The 14,894-nt window shown below is 73.8% G+C and carries 15 protein-coding genes; 4 read left to right on the top strand and 11 right to left on the bottom strand.

The genetic code is table 11. The annotated features are described in order from the left end of the window. Positions 1-6: 6 nt before the first annotated feature. On the top strand, positions 7-972 hold the full coding sequence (ygfZ, locus tag AC0682_RS27630) for a CAF17-like 4Fe-4S cluster assembly/insertion protein YgfZ (protein WP_478535818.1): 966 nt from the start codon (positions 7-9) through the stop codon (positions 970-972). Between the two features lie 150 nt (positions 973-1,122). On the opposite strand, the gene AC0682_RS27625 is transcribed toward ygfZ, so the two are convergent. The 11 genes from AC0682_RS27625 to dtd all read right to left on the bottom strand — a co-directional run bounded on the left by AC0682_RS27625 (position 1,123) and on the right by dtd (position 11,516). Next, a complete protein-coding gene (locus tag AC0682_RS27625; RefSeq protein ID WP_478535817.1) occupies positions 1,123-1,749 on the bottom strand; it encodes a universal stress protein in 627 nt (208 codons plus the stop codon). An 84-nt stretch (positions 1,750-1,833) separates the two neighbouring features. Continuing rightward, on the bottom strand, positions 1,834-2,166 hold the full coding sequence (locus tag AC0682_RS27620) for a cation:proton antiporter (RefSeq protein WP_478535816.1): 333 nt from the start codon (positions 2,164-2,166) through the stop codon (positions 1,834-1,836). Further along, positions 2,163-2,423 (bottom strand): MrpF/PhaF family protein, encoded by a 261-nt coding sequence (locus tag AC0682_RS27615; RefSeq protein WP_478535814.1) that lies wholly within the window; start codon positions 2,421-2,423, stop codon positions 2,163-2,165. The genes AC0682_RS27620 and AC0682_RS27615 overlap by 4 nt, the downstream gene beginning before the upstream one ends. After that, positions 2,420-2,800, bottom strand: coding sequence for a Na+/H+ antiporter subunit E (locus AC0682_RS27610; RefSeq protein ID WP_478535813.1), 381 nt, complete (start codon positions 2,798-2,800; stop codon positions 2,420-2,422). Before AC0682_RS27610 ends, AC0682_RS27615 begins: the two co-directional genes overlap by 4 nt. After that, complete coding sequence (locus AC0682_RS27605; RefSeq protein ID WP_478535811.1) at positions 2,797-4,284, bottom strand: monovalent cation/H+ antiporter subunit D family protein; 1,488 nt, start codon at positions 4,282-4,284, stop codon at positions 2,797-2,799. Before AC0682_RS27605 ends, AC0682_RS27610 begins: the two co-directional genes overlap by 4 nt. Next, positions 4,281-4,622 carry a sodium:proton antiporter gene (locus tag AC0682_RS27600; RefSeq protein WP_478535809.1) on the bottom strand — a complete coding sequence of 114 codons (342 nt, stop codon included), beginning with the start codon at positions 4,620-4,622 and terminating at the stop codon, positions 4,281-4,283. The genes AC0682_RS27605 and AC0682_RS27600 overlap by 4 nt, the downstream gene beginning before the upstream one ends. Further along, positions 4,616-7,345, bottom strand: coding sequence for a hydrogen gas-evolving membrane-bound hydrogenase subunit E (gene mbhE / locus AC0682_RS27595; RefSeq protein WP_478535807.1), 2,730 nt, complete (start codon positions 7,343-7,345; stop codon positions 4,616-4,618). Before mbhE ends, AC0682_RS27600 begins: the two co-directional genes overlap by 7 nt. 251 nt (positions 7,346-7,596) lie before the next feature. Next, the gene (locus AC0682_RS27590) at positions 7,597-8,451 is read right to left on the bottom strand and encodes a DMT family transporter (RefSeq protein WP_478535805.1); all 855 of its coding nucleotides are present in this window, start codon (positions 8,449-8,451) and stop codon (positions 7,597-7,599) included. Positions 8,452-8,609: 158 nt separating this feature from the next. Continuing rightward, on the bottom strand, positions 8,610-9,485 hold the full coding sequence (locus tag AC0682_RS27585) for a universal stress protein (protein WP_478535803.1): 876 nt from the start codon (positions 9,483-9,485) through the stop codon (positions 8,610-8,612). Positions 9,486-9,617: 132 nt separating this feature from the next. Then, positions 9,618-10,727, bottom strand: a complete 1,110-nt coding sequence (locus AC0682_RS27580; RefSeq protein ID WP_478535801.1) for an AI-2E family transporter — start codon at positions 10,725-10,727, stop codon at positions 9,618-9,620. A 339-nt stretch (positions 10,728-11,066) separates the two neighbouring features. Continuing rightward, positions 11,067-11,516 carry a D-aminoacyl-tRNA deacylase gene (gene dtd / locus AC0682_RS27575; RefSeq protein ID WP_478535799.1) on the bottom strand — a complete coding sequence of 150 codons (450 nt, stop codon included), beginning with the start codon at positions 11,514-11,516 and terminating at the stop codon, positions 11,067-11,069. A gap of 115 nt (positions 11,517-11,631) precedes the next feature. On the opposite strand from dtd, the gene AC0682_RS27570 reads away from it, so the two are divergent. The 3 genes from AC0682_RS27570 (at position 11,632) to AC0682_RS27560 (ending at position 14,874) form a co-directional block, all read left to right on the top strand. After that, positions 11,632-12,312, top strand: coding sequence for an RsiG family protein (locus AC0682_RS27570; protein ID WP_478535797.1), 681 nt, complete (start codon positions 11,632-11,634; stop codon positions 12,310-12,312). A gap of 151 nt (positions 12,313-12,463) precedes the next feature. Further along, positions 12,464-13,441, top strand: coding sequence for an asparaginase (locus tag AC0682_RS27565; RefSeq protein ID WP_478535795.1), 978 nt, complete (start codon positions 12,464-12,466; stop codon positions 13,439-13,441). Between the two features lie 182 nt (positions 13,442-13,623). Continuing rightward, positions 13,624-14,874, top strand: coding sequence for a GNAT family N-acetyltransferase (locus tag AC0682_RS27560; protein ID WP_478535793.1), 1,251 nt, complete (start codon positions 13,624-13,626; stop codon positions 14,872-14,874). The last annotated feature ends 20 nt before the right edge of the window (positions 14,875-14,894 follow it).

Here is a 14,894-nt window from a genome sequence, read left to right as displayed (position 1 = left end):
GGCGGCATGAAGAGCCCCCTGCTGTCCCTGCCCGGCGCCGTCGCCGCCGAGGGCCGCGACGAAGGTGTCGCCGCACACTACGGCGATCTGTTCCGCGAGCAACGCGCCCTCGCCGACGGCACCGGCCTGGTCGACCTCTCCCACCGCGGTGTCGTCACCGTCACCGGGGACGACCGGCTGAGCTGGCTGCACCTGCTGCTCACCCAGCACGTCAGCGACCTCGCCCCGCACCGGGCGACCGAGGCCCTGATCCTCTCCGCCAACGGGCACATCGAGCACGCCATGTATCTCGTCGACGACGGGACGACGGTGTGGATGCACGTCGAACCCGGCACCCAGGGCGAGCTGATCGCCTACCTGGAGTCGATGAAGTTCTTCTACCGGGTCGAGGTCGCCGACCGCACCGAGGACACCGCCGTCGTGTACCTCCCGGCCGGCTCCATCGCCAAGGTCCCGGACGGGGTGACCGTACGGGAGACCCCGCAGGGCCGGGACGTCTTCCTGCCGCGCGCCGACCTGGAGGCGTACGCCGCCGCCAACGGCCCGGCCGCCGGGATCCTGGCGTACGAGGCGCTGCGCGTCGAGGCGCACCGGCCGCGTGTCGGCTTCGAGACCGACCACCGCACCATCCCGCACGAGCTGGGCTGGATCGGCACCGCCGTCCACCTCCAGAAGGGGTGCTACCGGGGCCAGGAGACCGTCGCCCGCGTCCACAACCTGGGGAAGCCGCCGCGCCGACTGGTCTTCCTGCACCTGGACGGCAGCGAGGTGCACCTGCCCGGCCACGGGACGCCGGTACGGCTGGCCGCCGACGGCGAGGAGGGCCGCCAGCTCGGCTTCATCACCACCTCGGCCCGCCACCACGAGCTGGGCCCGATCGCCCTGGCCCTGGTCAAGCGGAACGTGGCCGTGGACGCGGAGCTGCTCGCCGGGGACACGGCCGCGGCGCAGGAGACGGTGGTCGAGCCGTAGGCCTGCCGGGGCCCGCGGCGGACCGGAGGGCCGGAGCGCGCCGCCCCGGCGGCCTCCACCGGGTCCGCTCACGCCGAGCCGACAGCACGGCCGACCGGGTCGGGCCGTGGCTCCGGGGGCGGTGCAGAGCGCTCTGCACCGCCCCCGGAGTCACCGGCGGGTCGCGTGTTGGTGGGGGCCGGCCACGAGGACCGGCACCGTGCTCTGGCGCAGCAGTTCCTGGGCGACGTTGCCGAGCAGCCGACGGGACAGGCCCCGCCCGTGCGTGCCGACGACGATGAGGTCGATGTCCTGCTCCGTCGCGTAGCTCATCAGCGCCTGCGCCGGCGGCCCGGACAGGACGTCGCACTCCGTCACCCGCCCCCCGCTCTGCTCGGCGGCGGTGCTCAGACGACTCTTGGCCGCGACGATGCTCGGGTCCCACCCGTCCTCGGCCGCGTCGTATCCCACCACCTCGGCGGCGACGAGCGAGTCCGCGTACGGCCCCAGGAGTTCGACAGCGAGATCCAGCGCCGCCTGCGACTCGTCGGAGCCGTCCACGCCCACCAGCACCCGCAGCTCGCCGGGTCCGCGCGCACCGGTCTCCATCCGCGAGAGCCGCTCGGGGTGCCGCTGGACCCGCTCTCCGGCGGCGGCGGCCAGGGCGGGTCCGAGAACGGCGCCCATGAACAGCCACCACGGCCGTCTGTGGCCCCGGCGCGCCATCCACCAGGCAGTGAGGAGGCCGGTGGCCACCCAGGCCCCGACGCAGAGAAGGACGACCAGCCAAGTGTCCATATTGTCACAATATAGGGCGCATGCCGCTCGCTGCATCTTGCGGTGAGACCCCTGCCGGCCATCGCCGTCGCGCGGGCCGGGGCGTCAGGTGTGGTGGTCGGACAGATCGTCGTGGTGGGTCGACGGAGCCCTCGGGGCGCCGGAGCGGTGTGCCGCCCGGCCTACGGCGTAGGCGGCGAACGGAGTGGTCAGCAGCTGCAACACGGCTCCGACGACGAGCATGACGCCGCTGAACGGCGAGGGGCTGAGGGCCAGGACGCCGAGCAGGACGCCTACGACGCCGAGCGCTGCCGCTTTGGCCACGGCGTTGGCCCTGTTGTAGGCGTCGGGGAGACGGACCAGCCCGACGGCGGCGATGCCGATCAAGGCCGTTCCGGTGCCTGCCAGCGTGTACCCGAGCACGGCGAGTGCGGTCATGGCCGCCGCCCGCGTTCCAGGAGGTGGGCCACGGCCACGGTGGCGAGGAAGCCCACGAGGGTCGCGACGAGCACCAGGACGAGCACGGCGGAGGTCCGCAGCCGGAGGGCGAGAAGCGCGATCGCCGCCACGAACACCACGAACGCCAGGTCCACTGCCACGAGGCGGTCGGCGTCGGTCGGGCCGACGGCCAGGCGCCAGATCACCACGACCATCACGGCGGCGAGGACGCCCAGCATGACGTCCACCGCCGTCATGCCCCGCTCCTCTCGCGCGGCCGCAGCATGCCCAGGAGGCGGTCCTCCATGTCGTGGAGGGAGGCCAGGAAGCGCTGGGGGTCGGCTGCGTGCATGCCGTGGACGTACAGAGCGGGCGGGTCCAGTTCGACCTCCAGGACGAGCGTCCCGGGGGTCAGGGTGATCAGGTGGGCCAAGGCGACCCTCTCCCAGGCGGACCGGCCGCGCAGGGGCATCCTCACGATGGCGGGAGCGATCCCGCTCCCGGGGGTCATGATCTCCCAGGCAACGACGGCGTTGGCGCGCAGGAAGCTGCGGCTGTAGTGGAAGAGGAAGGACAGCCCTCGGCCGCAACGGGCGGCTGCTTCGGAGAGCGGGTGGGTGGGGGGCGAGGTCATGGGGTCACCGCCTGTACGTAGGCCGAGGGGTCGATCAGGCCGCCCGCCGCGGCGGACGCGGCCGTGAGCAGCGGCTGGGCGAGTACGCCGAGGACCAGCGAGGGGGCGGCCAGGGCCAGCGCCGGCACCGTCAGGGCCGGTCGCACCGCGACCGCGGCCGTGGGCCCTCGGGACGCCGTACGCGAGGGGGAAGAGGGGGTGGGACGGCTCCAGAAGGCGGCGTTCCAGATCTTCATCATGGAGGTGAGCGTGAGCAGGCTGACGACGGTCGCCACCCCCACGGCCAGGTACTCCGCCTGTTCGGTCGCGGCCCTGATCAGGGCCAGTTTCGCGACGAACCCGGACAGGGGCGGCATCCCCGCCAGGGAGAACGCGGAGACCAGGAAGGCCACGGCGAGCAGGGGGGCGGTGCGGGCCAGGTCGCCCAGGCGGTCCAGGCGGTCGGTGCCGTGCGTGTTCTCCACCGCGCCGGCACAGACCAGGAGGGCCGCCTTGACCAGGACGTACTGGACCAGGAAGAAGACTCCCGCGGTGAGGGAGGCCGAGGTGAAGAGCGCCACCGCCAGGAGCAGGTAGCCGATCTGGCTGACCATGTGGAAGGACAGGATGCCCCGCATGTCGGGCTGTCCTACGGCTCCCAGCACGCCGACCGCCATCGTCAGGAGGGCGACCGGCATGATGACGGGCGAGAGTCCGGTGCCGTCGAAGACGACCGCGTAGATCCTGATGATCGCGTAGACGCCCACCTTGGTGAGCAGGCCGGAGAAGAGGACGGTCACCGCGGGTGGTGCCGCCGGATAGCAGCGGGGCAGCCAGCCGTGCAGGGGCACCACGGCCGCCTTGGCCGCCAGGGCGAGCAGCACCACTCCGGCGGCGAGGGCCGCGCCCGTGTCGCGGGTCGCGGCACCCGCCAGTTCGCCCAGGTTCACGGTGCCGGTGACGCCGTACAGCAAGCCGACTCCCGCGAGCAGGATCGTCGAGGCGAGCAGGCTGACGGTGACGTACACCCGGCCCGCGGCCCCTCTCTCCCGGCGGCCCGCCATGGTGAGCAGGGCGTAGGAGGGGACGAGCATGACCTCGACGAACACGAAGAGGTTGAACAGGTCGGCCGTGAGGAAGGCCCCGTACACACCCGCCGACAGCAGCAGCGCGAGCGGGACGAACCGGCGGTCCCGGTCGTCGCGGGTCGCGGCGGCGAAGGCGAGGGAGACCAGGACGAGACCCGCGCCGGCACACAGCATCAGGGCGCTGAGCATGTCGGCGGCGAACATGATCGAGATGCCCGGAGGCCATCCGCCGACGGCTTGGCGGACGACCGAGCCGTCCGAGGTCGCGGCCACGAGGACCACACCGAGAGCGAGCACCGCCGCGGATACCGCGGCGGCGGTCCACCGGCGCGGGCGGGGTCCGCAGGGAACGAGCACGAGGAGCCCGCCCGCCAGGAGCGGAAGGGCCACGGGGAGGGTGAGGACCGTGCTGTTCACGAGGGGCCTTCCTGACGGTCGCCGGGCGGTGTGCGCCCCCGCGCGCTTCCGTCGGACCCGGTGAGCACCAGGCCGAGGAGGTACACGGTGATGCCGAAGGTGATCACGATGGCGGTCAGGACGAACGCCTGGGGCAGCGGGTCGGCCATCCGTGCGAGGTCACCGTGCCCGATCAGGGGCGGCTCTCTGCGGGCCGTACCGCCTGCCGTCAGGAACAGCAGGTTCACGGCGTGCCCGAGGAGCACGAAGCCGAACGTCATCCGGAGCAGACCGGGCCGCAGCAGCAGGTAGACGCCTCCGGCCGTCAGGACGCCGACGGCGAGCGCGGCGGTCAGCACGGCTCGGCCCGGGGGGCGGCCAGCCGGTCCACGAAGCTGACCATCAGCCCCAGGACCAGGAGGTACACGCCGGCGTCGAACAGCAGCGCCGTGCCGGGGCCGTCGCCCAGCGGTTTCAGGGGCGTGAGGAACGGACGGCCGGTCAACGTGGCGGCGAGCCCGGTGGCCAGGGCGAGCACGAGCCCGACCGCGACGAGCGGCCCGCCGCGCATCCACCGGGGAAGGGCGACGCCCGAGAGATGCGCGAGGGCCACGGCGGCTCCCGCGGTGAGAGCGGCGATGAATCCGCCTCCCGGCTCGTCGTGGCCGCGCAGGAACAGGTAGCCGGAGAGGATCGCCATGGCCGGTGCGAGCAAGCGGTACGCCGGGCCCAGAACGTCCGCGTACGCGGACGACGGCAGGGCGGGGGCACCGGTGGAGGCGGGTGCCCTCGGCAGGAGCATCACCAGGCCGAGGGCGACCGCGGCGAGGACGACGGACTCGCCGAGGGTGTCCAGCCCTCGGAAATCCACCAGGATCGTGTTGACCACGTTGCTTCCGCCGGTCTGCGGCTGCGCGTTGCGGAGGAAGTAGTCGCCCGCGCGGGAGAGTTCCCGATGCCCGGTGAGGGCGAGGGTGCAGCCGGTCGCGGCGAGCCCCACCAGCACCGCCACGCACCAGGCGGCCGGTGCGGCCAGTGCGCTCCCGCGGCGGTCCGGTGGGCGGGCGGGCGGGCGCGGGTCGCGCAGGACGAAGGCGGCTGCCACGGCGGTCAGTACCTCCACCAGGAGCAGGGTGAGGGCGACGTCCGGCGCCCCGGCCAGCAGGATCCACACGGTCACGACCAGCCCCGTGGCGCCCAGGTAGGCCACGGTCGCCACGGACGAACGGGCCGTGACCAGTCCTGCCACCGCCGCCGCGAGCAGCAGCAGCACCGCCCACTCCACCGGGCCGTCCCCGGCATGGCCGCGGGGAGCGGCGGGAGAGTCCAGGAGCACGACTCCGGCGATGCCCAGCGCGATGAGGCCCAGCAGCGGGCGGAGCAGGTACGGCGCGGGCGCCGCCCGCAGGTCGGGGCGGCCCACCAGTTCCCCCAGGCGCAGCACCCCTCGGTAGGCGCGGTCGAAGGTCTTGGTGCCGCCGAGCCGGGGCAGCCGCTCCAGCCAGGCGTCGGTTCTGTCGCGGCGGACGAAGAGCGTCAGGCCGAACGCCATGGCCACGGCGGACATCCCCAGCTCCAGGCTCATCCCGTGCCAGAACGAGAAGTGGGGAGGGACGCCCCCGGGCTCGGCTTCCAGGACGGCCTGGCGCGTCACCGGGTTCAGCAAGGTCACGAACGGTCCGAGGAGCAGTCCGGCGGCGGCCGCGACCGCGGCGGGAGCGAGGAAGGACCAGGCCGGCTCGTACAGCCGCCGCTGCATGGTCGGACCGGCGAACGCGTCGTAGAAGATGCGCATGGCATAGGCGAAGGTCAGGGCGGAGGCCGTGATCGCCAGGGTGCCCGCGACGAGGTTGGCGCCGGGGAACACATCGGCTCCGGCGAAGCCCTCGAACAGCGACTCCTTGCTGACGAAGCCGATCAGCGGAGGGACGCCCGCCAGGGACAGACTGGCGAGTCCGGTCAGCGTCGCCGTCACCGGCATGACGCGGCGCAGGCCGGACAGCTTCCGGATGTCGCGGCTGCCCGCTTCCTTGTCGATGACGCCCACCAGCATGAACAGCGTCGCTTTGAACAGGGCGTGCGCGAAGGTGTGCAGCACGGCCGCGGCCAGGGCCACAGTCGTGCCGACACCGATCGCCGCGGTGAGCAGACCGAGCTGACTGACCGTTGAGTAGGCGAGCAGGGCCTTGAGGTCGTGTTCGCGCAGCGCCTGTACCGCGCCCAGCACGGCCGTGACGAGCCCCACCATGGTGAGGGCGAGGGACCACCCGGGCTGCCCGGCGTACAGGGCGGAGAACCGCAGGAGCAGGTAGATGCCGGCCTTGACCATGGTGGCGGCGTGGAGGTAGGCGCTGACGGGTGTGATGGCGACCATGGCGCCCGGCAGCCAGAAGTGGAACGGGAACTGGGCGGATTTCGTGGCGGCCGCGAGGATCAACAGCGCCCCCACGGCCGGTGCGACGGGGGACTCCAGGATCTCCTCGCGGGCCGCGAGGACCGCGGCGAGGTCGGTGGTTCCCGCCGTGACCGACAGCAGGACGACGGCGACCAGCAGGGCCAGCCCGCCGAGCGCCGTGACCAGCAGGGCCCGCAGCGCGGGACGGTCGGCATGCGGTCCGGTCGTCCCGATCAGCAGGAACGACAGGACCGTGGTGAGCTCCCAGAACACGAACAGCAGGACGAGGTCGCCGGCGAGGACCAGGCCGAGCATGGCGGTTCCGAAGGCCGTGAGGAGGGTGTAGAACCGCCCGTGCCGCCCCTCCTCGGGCAGATACCGTGCGCTGTAGACGAGGATGAGCGCGCCGACCGCGAGGATGAGCAGGCAGAACAGCCAGGCCAGGCCGTCCAGGCGCAGGGTGAAGGCCGCGTCGAGTGAGGGCATCCACGGCCAGGACGCGACGACCGGGTCCCCCGCCAGCGGAGCCCGGGCCACGAGTCCCAGCAGCACGGCCAGCGTGATGAAGCCGGCCGCGAGCACATATCCCGTGTCCCTTCCCAGCCGCCGCTCGAGTACGGGGGCGACGGCGGCCAGTCCCCCCATGGAGGCCAGCGTGCCGGTCAGCGCCGCCGCGTGGACCGTCACCGTGCGGCGGCCGCGTGTTCGGCGAGATGCGAGGCGCGTGCGGGAACCCCCGCGCCCGGGTGTCGGCGTACCGCGGTGGCAGGGTGCACGCTCAGGACGAGAGTCGAATTAGGCATATATCACCCCCTGTGGCGGGGTTCGATAGTAGAGGAGATGACCCGGCTTTCCGGGAACCCGACGCCGCGGTGTCCCGGGGTGGGCACACGCACCGTCCGTGCCGGACCGGGCACCGGTCGCGCGCACCGATCACCTCAGGCCCGCGCCAGCGGAGACCGGTCCAGGAGGACGATGCCCGCCACGGCCGTGGCCGCGCCCAGCGCCTGCACGGCCGATGCCCAGGTGGACGAGGCGAGCTGTTCGCCGAAGACGGTGACGCCGATCACCACCGCGCCGATCGGCTCCACGGTGTCGATGACCGGCAGGCTGACGGCCAGGGGGCCGGCCTGGTAGGCGCTCTGCGACAGGGTCAGGCCCACCACGCCGACGACGATCAGCGCGTACAGCTCCCAGTGCAGGAACACAGCGGAGCCGTCGGTCCGGACCCGGCCGGCCACACTCTTGATCAGGCTGTCGAGAAGCGCGAACAGCAAGGCCGCGGAGAGGGCGTACAGGGCGGCCGACGCCCGCCCCCGGCGCCTCATCCCCGCCGGGAGCAGCAGGAGCACCGCGCCGCCGATGGCCGCGAGCGCGGGCACCCAGTCGCCGAGCGCCGGAACCGGCGTCCCGTGGGGGGCCGGTGGCAGCACCGTCAGGAACATGGCCACACCGCCCGCCGTGCACACCATGCCGGTCACCTCCAGGCGGGCCAGGGGCACCTGACGACGCCAGGCCAGCAGCGGCAGGGCGAAGACGAGGTCCATGGCTGCCAACGGCAGGACCAGGATCAGCGGGCCGAAGGCCAGTGCGAGGCCCAGTAACGCGAAGGAGAGGACGACCAGGCCCATCCCCGCCAGCCATGTCGGCCGACGGGCCAGCTCGAGCAGGAGCCCGAGCCGCAACGACTTCTGCGGCGATGCCTGGCGTGCCGCCTGGTGCTGCAGCACCGATCCGACTCCGAAGCAGATGGCGGACAGCAGGGCGGCCGGCACCGCGACGGCGGTGTTCATGGGGCCAGGATCCCCGGACGGGGTGAGGAGCCCCGCCCGACACGCGGGGCGAGGCGGCCTGAGCGCAACCCGGTGCTTTCGAGGGGCGCGCCGCCCGGCCACGCGTCAGGGCCGGGCGGCGGAAGCGCAGAGGCACGGCCTTTGCCGCGGGGCCGCCGTCAGGAGTGGGCGACGACGGCGACGGGCGCGACGCTGTGGTGGATCACGGCCTGGGCGACGGAGCCGATGCGGGGGCCCAGGGGGGCCTTGCCGGCGCGTCGGCCCACCACCACGAGATCCGCCTCGGCCGCCGCGTGGACCAGCAGATGGGAGGGCGCGCCGAGAGGTGCCCGCTCGACGACGTCCACCGAGGGGAACCTCCGCCGCCAGGGCGCCAGGATCTCGGTGAGGCGCCGCGCGACGTCCTCTTCCATCTCCCGCTGGGCTGCCAGGAGTGCGGTCGCGTCGCGGACCACCGGAGGGATGGACCATCCGGCCAGCGCCAGCAGGCGGCCGCCGTGCCGAGCGGCCTCTTCGAATCCGAAGGCGAGAAGCGGGTCGCCGCGCTGGTCGACGTCCACGCCGACGACCACGCCCCGCCAGGACCCGACCGGTCCGGCCCCCCGCGGCGAGGCATCCTGCCCCGGTACCCGTACGAGCACGACGGGCCGCTCCGTCATGCTGATCGTCTTCCTGCCGACCGATCCGAGGAGGAAGCCCATCACGCCGCCCAGCGCGCGTGAGCCGAGCACCAGCAGGTCGGCGTCGGCCGCCTCGGCCGCCAGGACCGAGGCAGGCAGCCCGGGCAGCGCCCGTGTGCTGAGCGCCAGGGAGGAGTGGTCGCTCCGCAGCCTCTCCGCCGCGTCGGTCAGGAGCCCGTCCGCCCAGTGGCGTCGCCCGGCGGGCCCGCCCGCAGCAGTCGCCGTGCCCAGCCCCTCGTACACGTGCACCATCAGCAGCGGCGCCCCGCGCGACAGTGCTTCCTGTGCGGCCCATTCGGCAGCGGCGGCGCTCTGCGGCGACCCGTCCACGCCGACGAGCACATGATGAGACACGAAGGCCACTTCCCTTCGGCCGGATGGCGTGCCGTCCCTCGCAGCCCCTCCCTCAGTATGGCGAGTACCGCGATCTTTCGCGATCGAGCCGCCCCGGGCCGACCGTCCGGGCACCGGTGCCGCGCATCCCGTTCATCTGCGCAGGTGCTGTGCCACGACGCGAGCGCAGGCGGTCACCGGTACGGCGACCAGCATCCCGACCACTCCGGCGAAGGCCGCTCCGACGAGCACCACCACCAGGACGACGACCGGAGGAAGTCGTACCACCCGCCCCAGCACGAGCGGCGAGACGACGTGGCTCTCCACCTGCTGCACCACCAGGATGACCGCGGCGGCCGCCACGGCCTGCAGGAGGCTGCCCTTCAGCAGGGCGATGGCGACCGCGAGCGCGCCTCCCACGAGAGGGCCGATGAAGGGGACCAGGTTGGTCACCCCGGCGACGACACCGACGAAGAGCCAGTAGCGCAGCCCGATGGCCCACAGCGCCAGTGACGAGGCACTGCCCACGAACAGCGAGACCAGGAGTTGTCCGCGAAGGAAGGCGCCGGCGGCGGCCAGGCACTGGCCCACCACCTCGCTCACCTCGGCGCGTCGGCGCTCCGGCAGCAGGGCGGCCGTCGAGCGGGTCACGCGGGGCAGGTCCGCCAGCAGATAGAAGCCGATCACCAGGCCCGCGAGGGTCAGGAGCAGGCCGAGGGCGGCGATGCGCGTCGCCGCACCGAGTCCGGAGATGACTCTGGCGAGGGCGTCGCGGTTCCCCTCCTGCTCCAGCCAGCCGACGATGGCCGCGCCGTCGAGATCGGCCCGCGCATCCAGCCCGAGCCGAGCGGCCAGCGCGTTCAGCTGCCGTTCCGCCTCTTCCGCGGAGGCGGGAAGGCCGGCGGTGGCCTGCGAGACCTGGTCGACGAGCGGGGGTACGAGCAGAGCGGCGAGTCCGAAGGAGACCGCCGCGAGCCCGGCCGTCACCAGTACGGCGGCCAGTCCTCGGCGGACCCTTCGACGTTCCAGGTAGGCGACCAGGGGAGCGAGGAGGTAGGCGACCACCGCGGCCACCGCCAGCGGCCACAGCAGCGGGGCCAGTGGCCTCAGGAAACGCAGCAGCAGCCAGGCCAGGACGAGCACACCGATCGCCGTCCAGACGCGCAGCGCGGTACGGGCCCAGCGAGGGGCGGACCGCCCGGCCGGTGAGCGTCGGACCGGCCGGGGGTGGTGCGGCCGGGCGGAGAGGGGGCGCGTCGCCATGGGTCAGCGCTCGCCGTGCCGGGAGGGGGCACCGGTCCGGTGGGCGGCGCCGCCGGCCGCGTCGGGTCCGATCCGCGTATCCGTACATGTCACAGGAGTTGATCGCCTTTGGTCGGCCGCACCGCCGCGAGCAGCCGACCAGGTCGCCGGGGCGGATGCGGACGTCGTCCGGGGAAGGCGGAGTGCGTTCCGTGGACGAACAGCGTAGGCAGGTCGGCCCGTACCTCCTGTGCGTGCGCTCCCGGCAGTCGGGTGACGCTGTGCGACGCGTCGCGGGATCCCGCGGGCGCCCCCACCGGTCACCGCTCGTCGGGGACCGGCGATCGGCCGCCCCGGGACTCACACCTCGATGATCACCGTGAACGGGCCGTGGTTCGTGAGCGAGACGCGCATGTCCGCCCCGAACCGGCCCGTCGCCACCTGCGCGCCCAGCGCCCGCAGCTGCGCCACCACCTCGTCGACCAGCGGCTCGGCCACCCCGCCGGGGGCGGCGGCGTTCCAGGTGGGGCGGCGGCCCTTGCGGGCGTCCCCGTAGAGGGTGAACTGCGAAATCACCAGGAGGGGGGCATTCACATCCGAACAGGACTTCTCGCCCTCCAGGATGCGGACGGACCAGAGCTTGCGGGCCAGCTGGGCCGCCTTCTCGGGGGTGTCGTCATGGGTGACCCCGACCAGCACACACAGGCCCTCGCCGATGATCTCGCCGACGACGCCGTCCGCACCGGGGCTCTCGCCCGTACCGGCCACCGAGACGCTGGCGCCGTCCACTCGCTGTACCACTGCACGCATACAGACCAACCTATCTTGGGCTGAACGGGTACAGAGTGTCTGCGGGGGCACCTTGCAGGGTGGCACCATGCACGATGTCGGTGTGCCGACGCACCGGCCGAGGGGACGGAACAGCATGAGTACCTATGGAGCCGGACAATCTCCCGGGCCCGCACCGGGTCCACCGACCGGCGGCATCCCCGCCGGAGCCAGTGCGGGCGCCAGCTCCGGCAGCGGCAGCGGCCTCAGCACCGGCACCCTGCGCTCACCCGTACGGCCCATTCTGCCCGGCGGGCTCGCGTCCGTGCCGGAACAGGGCGGCGGGGCGGCCGGGTTCGGCGGGCTGCGGCTGCCGGAGCTGCGGACGCTGCGCCGGGACGCGCAGCGGGACGAGGCCGACCTGAGCTACGTACGCCGACTGGTCCAGGGCCGGATCGACATCCTCCGCGCCGAGCTGGCCCGCAGGCGCGACCCGCGGGCGCCGGTGCCCGAGGCCCCGGTGGTGGACCGGCTCTCGGAGATCCTGGCCGACGCCCCGTCCCGGCACCGCACCTCCGCCCGGCACGTCACCCTGACCACGCCGCGCGGTGACGAGTTCCGGCAGCTGGCCGCCGAGAACCTCGCGGAGGTGGAGCTGTCGGACCTGGCCGCCCGGACCGACCAGGAGCTGCACGACGCGATGGGCCGACTGGTCCGCTACGAGCAGCAGGTCTCCCGGCGCCGTCACGAGCTCCAGCGCACCACGGACGATTGCAGTGCGGAGATCGCCCGCAGGTACCGTGACGGGGAAGCCCAGGTGGACGACCTGCTCGCCTGAAGCGACCCTTCGGGACGCGGCGGGTCCCGCACACCCGCCCGTCCGGCCGAACCTCCGGGCGGCGGGTGCCGCAACCACCCGGCCGCCGCCCCGACCTCCGGTGGCGCCGGGCTTCGCACCGCCCGTACCGACCCTCTCCCGGAAGGCCACCATGACGTCCACCGACGCCGCCCCTGCCGCGATAGCCCCCGCCCCGCCCGTGTTGGCGGAGGTCGTACGGTCCGGGTTCACCGAGGGGCACCACCGCGGTTCGCTGGTCCTCCTCGCCGCCGACGGGAGCGTGGAGCGGGCGTTCGGCGACCCCGACGCCCCGGTCTTCCCCCGCTCCTCCAACAAGCCGATGCAGGCCGCCGCGATCCTGCGGGCCGGCCTGGAGCTGTCCGGGGAGCGGCTGGCGCTGGCGGCCGCGAGCCACTCCGGTGAACCGTTCCACCTCGACCTCGTACGGAAGATGCTCGCCGAGCACGGGCTGTCCCCGGACGACCTCCGGACCCCGCCCGACCTGCCCCTGGACCCGGTCGCGGCCGAGGCCTACCTCGCCGCCGGGAACGTACGCGAGCCGATCACCATGAACTGCTCCGGCAAGCACGCCGCCATGCTCGCCGTCTGCGTCCGCAACGGCTGGGACACCGCGGGCTACCTCGACCCCGCCCACCCCCTCCAGCAGATGGTCGGCCGGGTCGTGGCCGAGGCGGCGGGCGAGCCGGTCGCGGCGGTCGGCACCGACGGCTGCGGGGCCCCGCTGATGGCGATCGGGCTGACCGGTCTCGCCCGCGCCTTCCGGTCCTTCGTGCTGGCCGAGCCGGGCAGCGCCGAGCGCCGGGTCGCGGACGCCATGCGGGCCCACCCGGAGTACGTGGCGGGCACCCGGCGCCCCGACACCTGGCTGATGAGCGAGGTCCCGGGGACGCTCTCCAAGATGGGCGCCGAGGCCGTGCAGGCGGTGGCCCTGGCCGACGGACGGGCCCTCGCCTTCAAGATCGACGACGGCGCGACCCGGGCGCTCGGCCCGGTGCTGGCCCGCGCGCTGGGGCTGCTCGGCGTGGACGCACCGGTGGTGGCCCGGATCGGACGGGCGCCGCTGCTCGGCGGGGCGGCGGAGGTCGGGGAGGTACGCGCGGTGTTCTGAGCCGGAGGGCGGTGGCCCGGACCACGGGCCGCCGGGCGGTGTTCCGGGCCGGGGCGGGGGCGAGGGGCGGTGTTCCGGGTTTCGGGCGGGGCGTCCGCCCGGGGCCCGCGAGCGGAGAGCGGCGCGGCATCGGGAGGGAAATTCGCGCGACATGCGCAGACGCCTCTGCCTAGCGTGGCGGCATGAGCCTCGACGTCCGTACGGTGACCGCGTCCGACTACCCCGACTGGCTGCGGGCCGTGCAGAACGGCTTCCTGACGGCCGGTTCGCCGACCGAGGAGGACGTCGCCGACCGGCTTTCCGACACCGACCTCACCCGCATCCAGGGCGTGTTCGACGCCGGGCGGTGCGTGGCGACGTTCCGCTCGTTCGCCCAGCGGCTCACCGTGGTCGGCGGGGCCGCCGTCCCGGCCGACGCGGTCACCGGGGTGACGGTGAGCCCCACCCACCGTCGGCGGGGGCTGCTCAGCCGGATGATGGCGAGCGACCTCGCGGCGGCCCGGGAGCGGGGCGAGGTGGTCGCCACGCTGATCGCCGCCGAGTACCCGATCTACGGGCGGTTCGGCTTCGGCCCCGCCGCCTGGACCACCGAGTGGGAGGTCGCCGTCCACCGCGCCGGGCTCGACCCGCGCCGCTCGGGACAACCGGAGGACGGCGGCCGGATCGAGCTGGTGGACGGCACCGACGTCCGCAAGTACGGCCCCGAGCTGCACACCCGGCTGGCGGCCCGCCGCCCCGGCGTCGTCAGCCGCAGCGAGCGCTGGTGGAAGCGGCACACGGGCGCCACCGTCATCCCGGCCCACGAGAAGTGGACCGAGCCGTTCTACGCCGTCCACCGCGATGCGGACGGCGAGGTCGACGGTCTGGTGGTCTACGGCACCGACGACACGTGGGGCGACGCCAAGCAGCCCCTGAACACCGCGACCGTCCGGGACCTGATCGCGCTCACCCCGGCAGCCGAGCGGGCGCTGTGGCACTTCCTCTGCTCGGTCGACTGGGTCGCCACCGTCCGCTCCGGCTACCGCGCCCCCGACGACCTGCTCCCGGACTTCCTGCCCGACCCCCGGGCCGCCAGGACGGTCACCCACGCGGACTGGCTCTGGCTGCGGCTGCTGGACGTGGAGCGCGCGCTGGAGGCCCGTACGTACGGGAGTGAGGCGTCGCTCGTGCTCGACGTCCACGACGACGGGGGAGTGGCGCAGGGGCGCTTCCTGCTGGATGCCTCGCCCGAGGGCGCGCGCTGCACCCCGACCGCCCGGAGCGCCGATCTGGCCCTGGGAGCGGGGGAGTTGGCGTCCCTGTATCTGGGTGACGGATCGGTGCGGCGGCTGGTGGACCTGGGGCGCGCCGACGAGCTGCGGGCCGGTGCGGTGGAGAAGGCGGACGCCCTCTTCCCGACGGGTCGGCGGCCCTGGTGCCCGGACGTCTTCTGAGCCGCCGGCGCGCGGTGGCT

The organism is Streptomyces sp. NPDC043746 (assembly GCF_056436485.1).
This window is presented reverse-complemented; position numbering and strand designations above follow the sequence as displayed.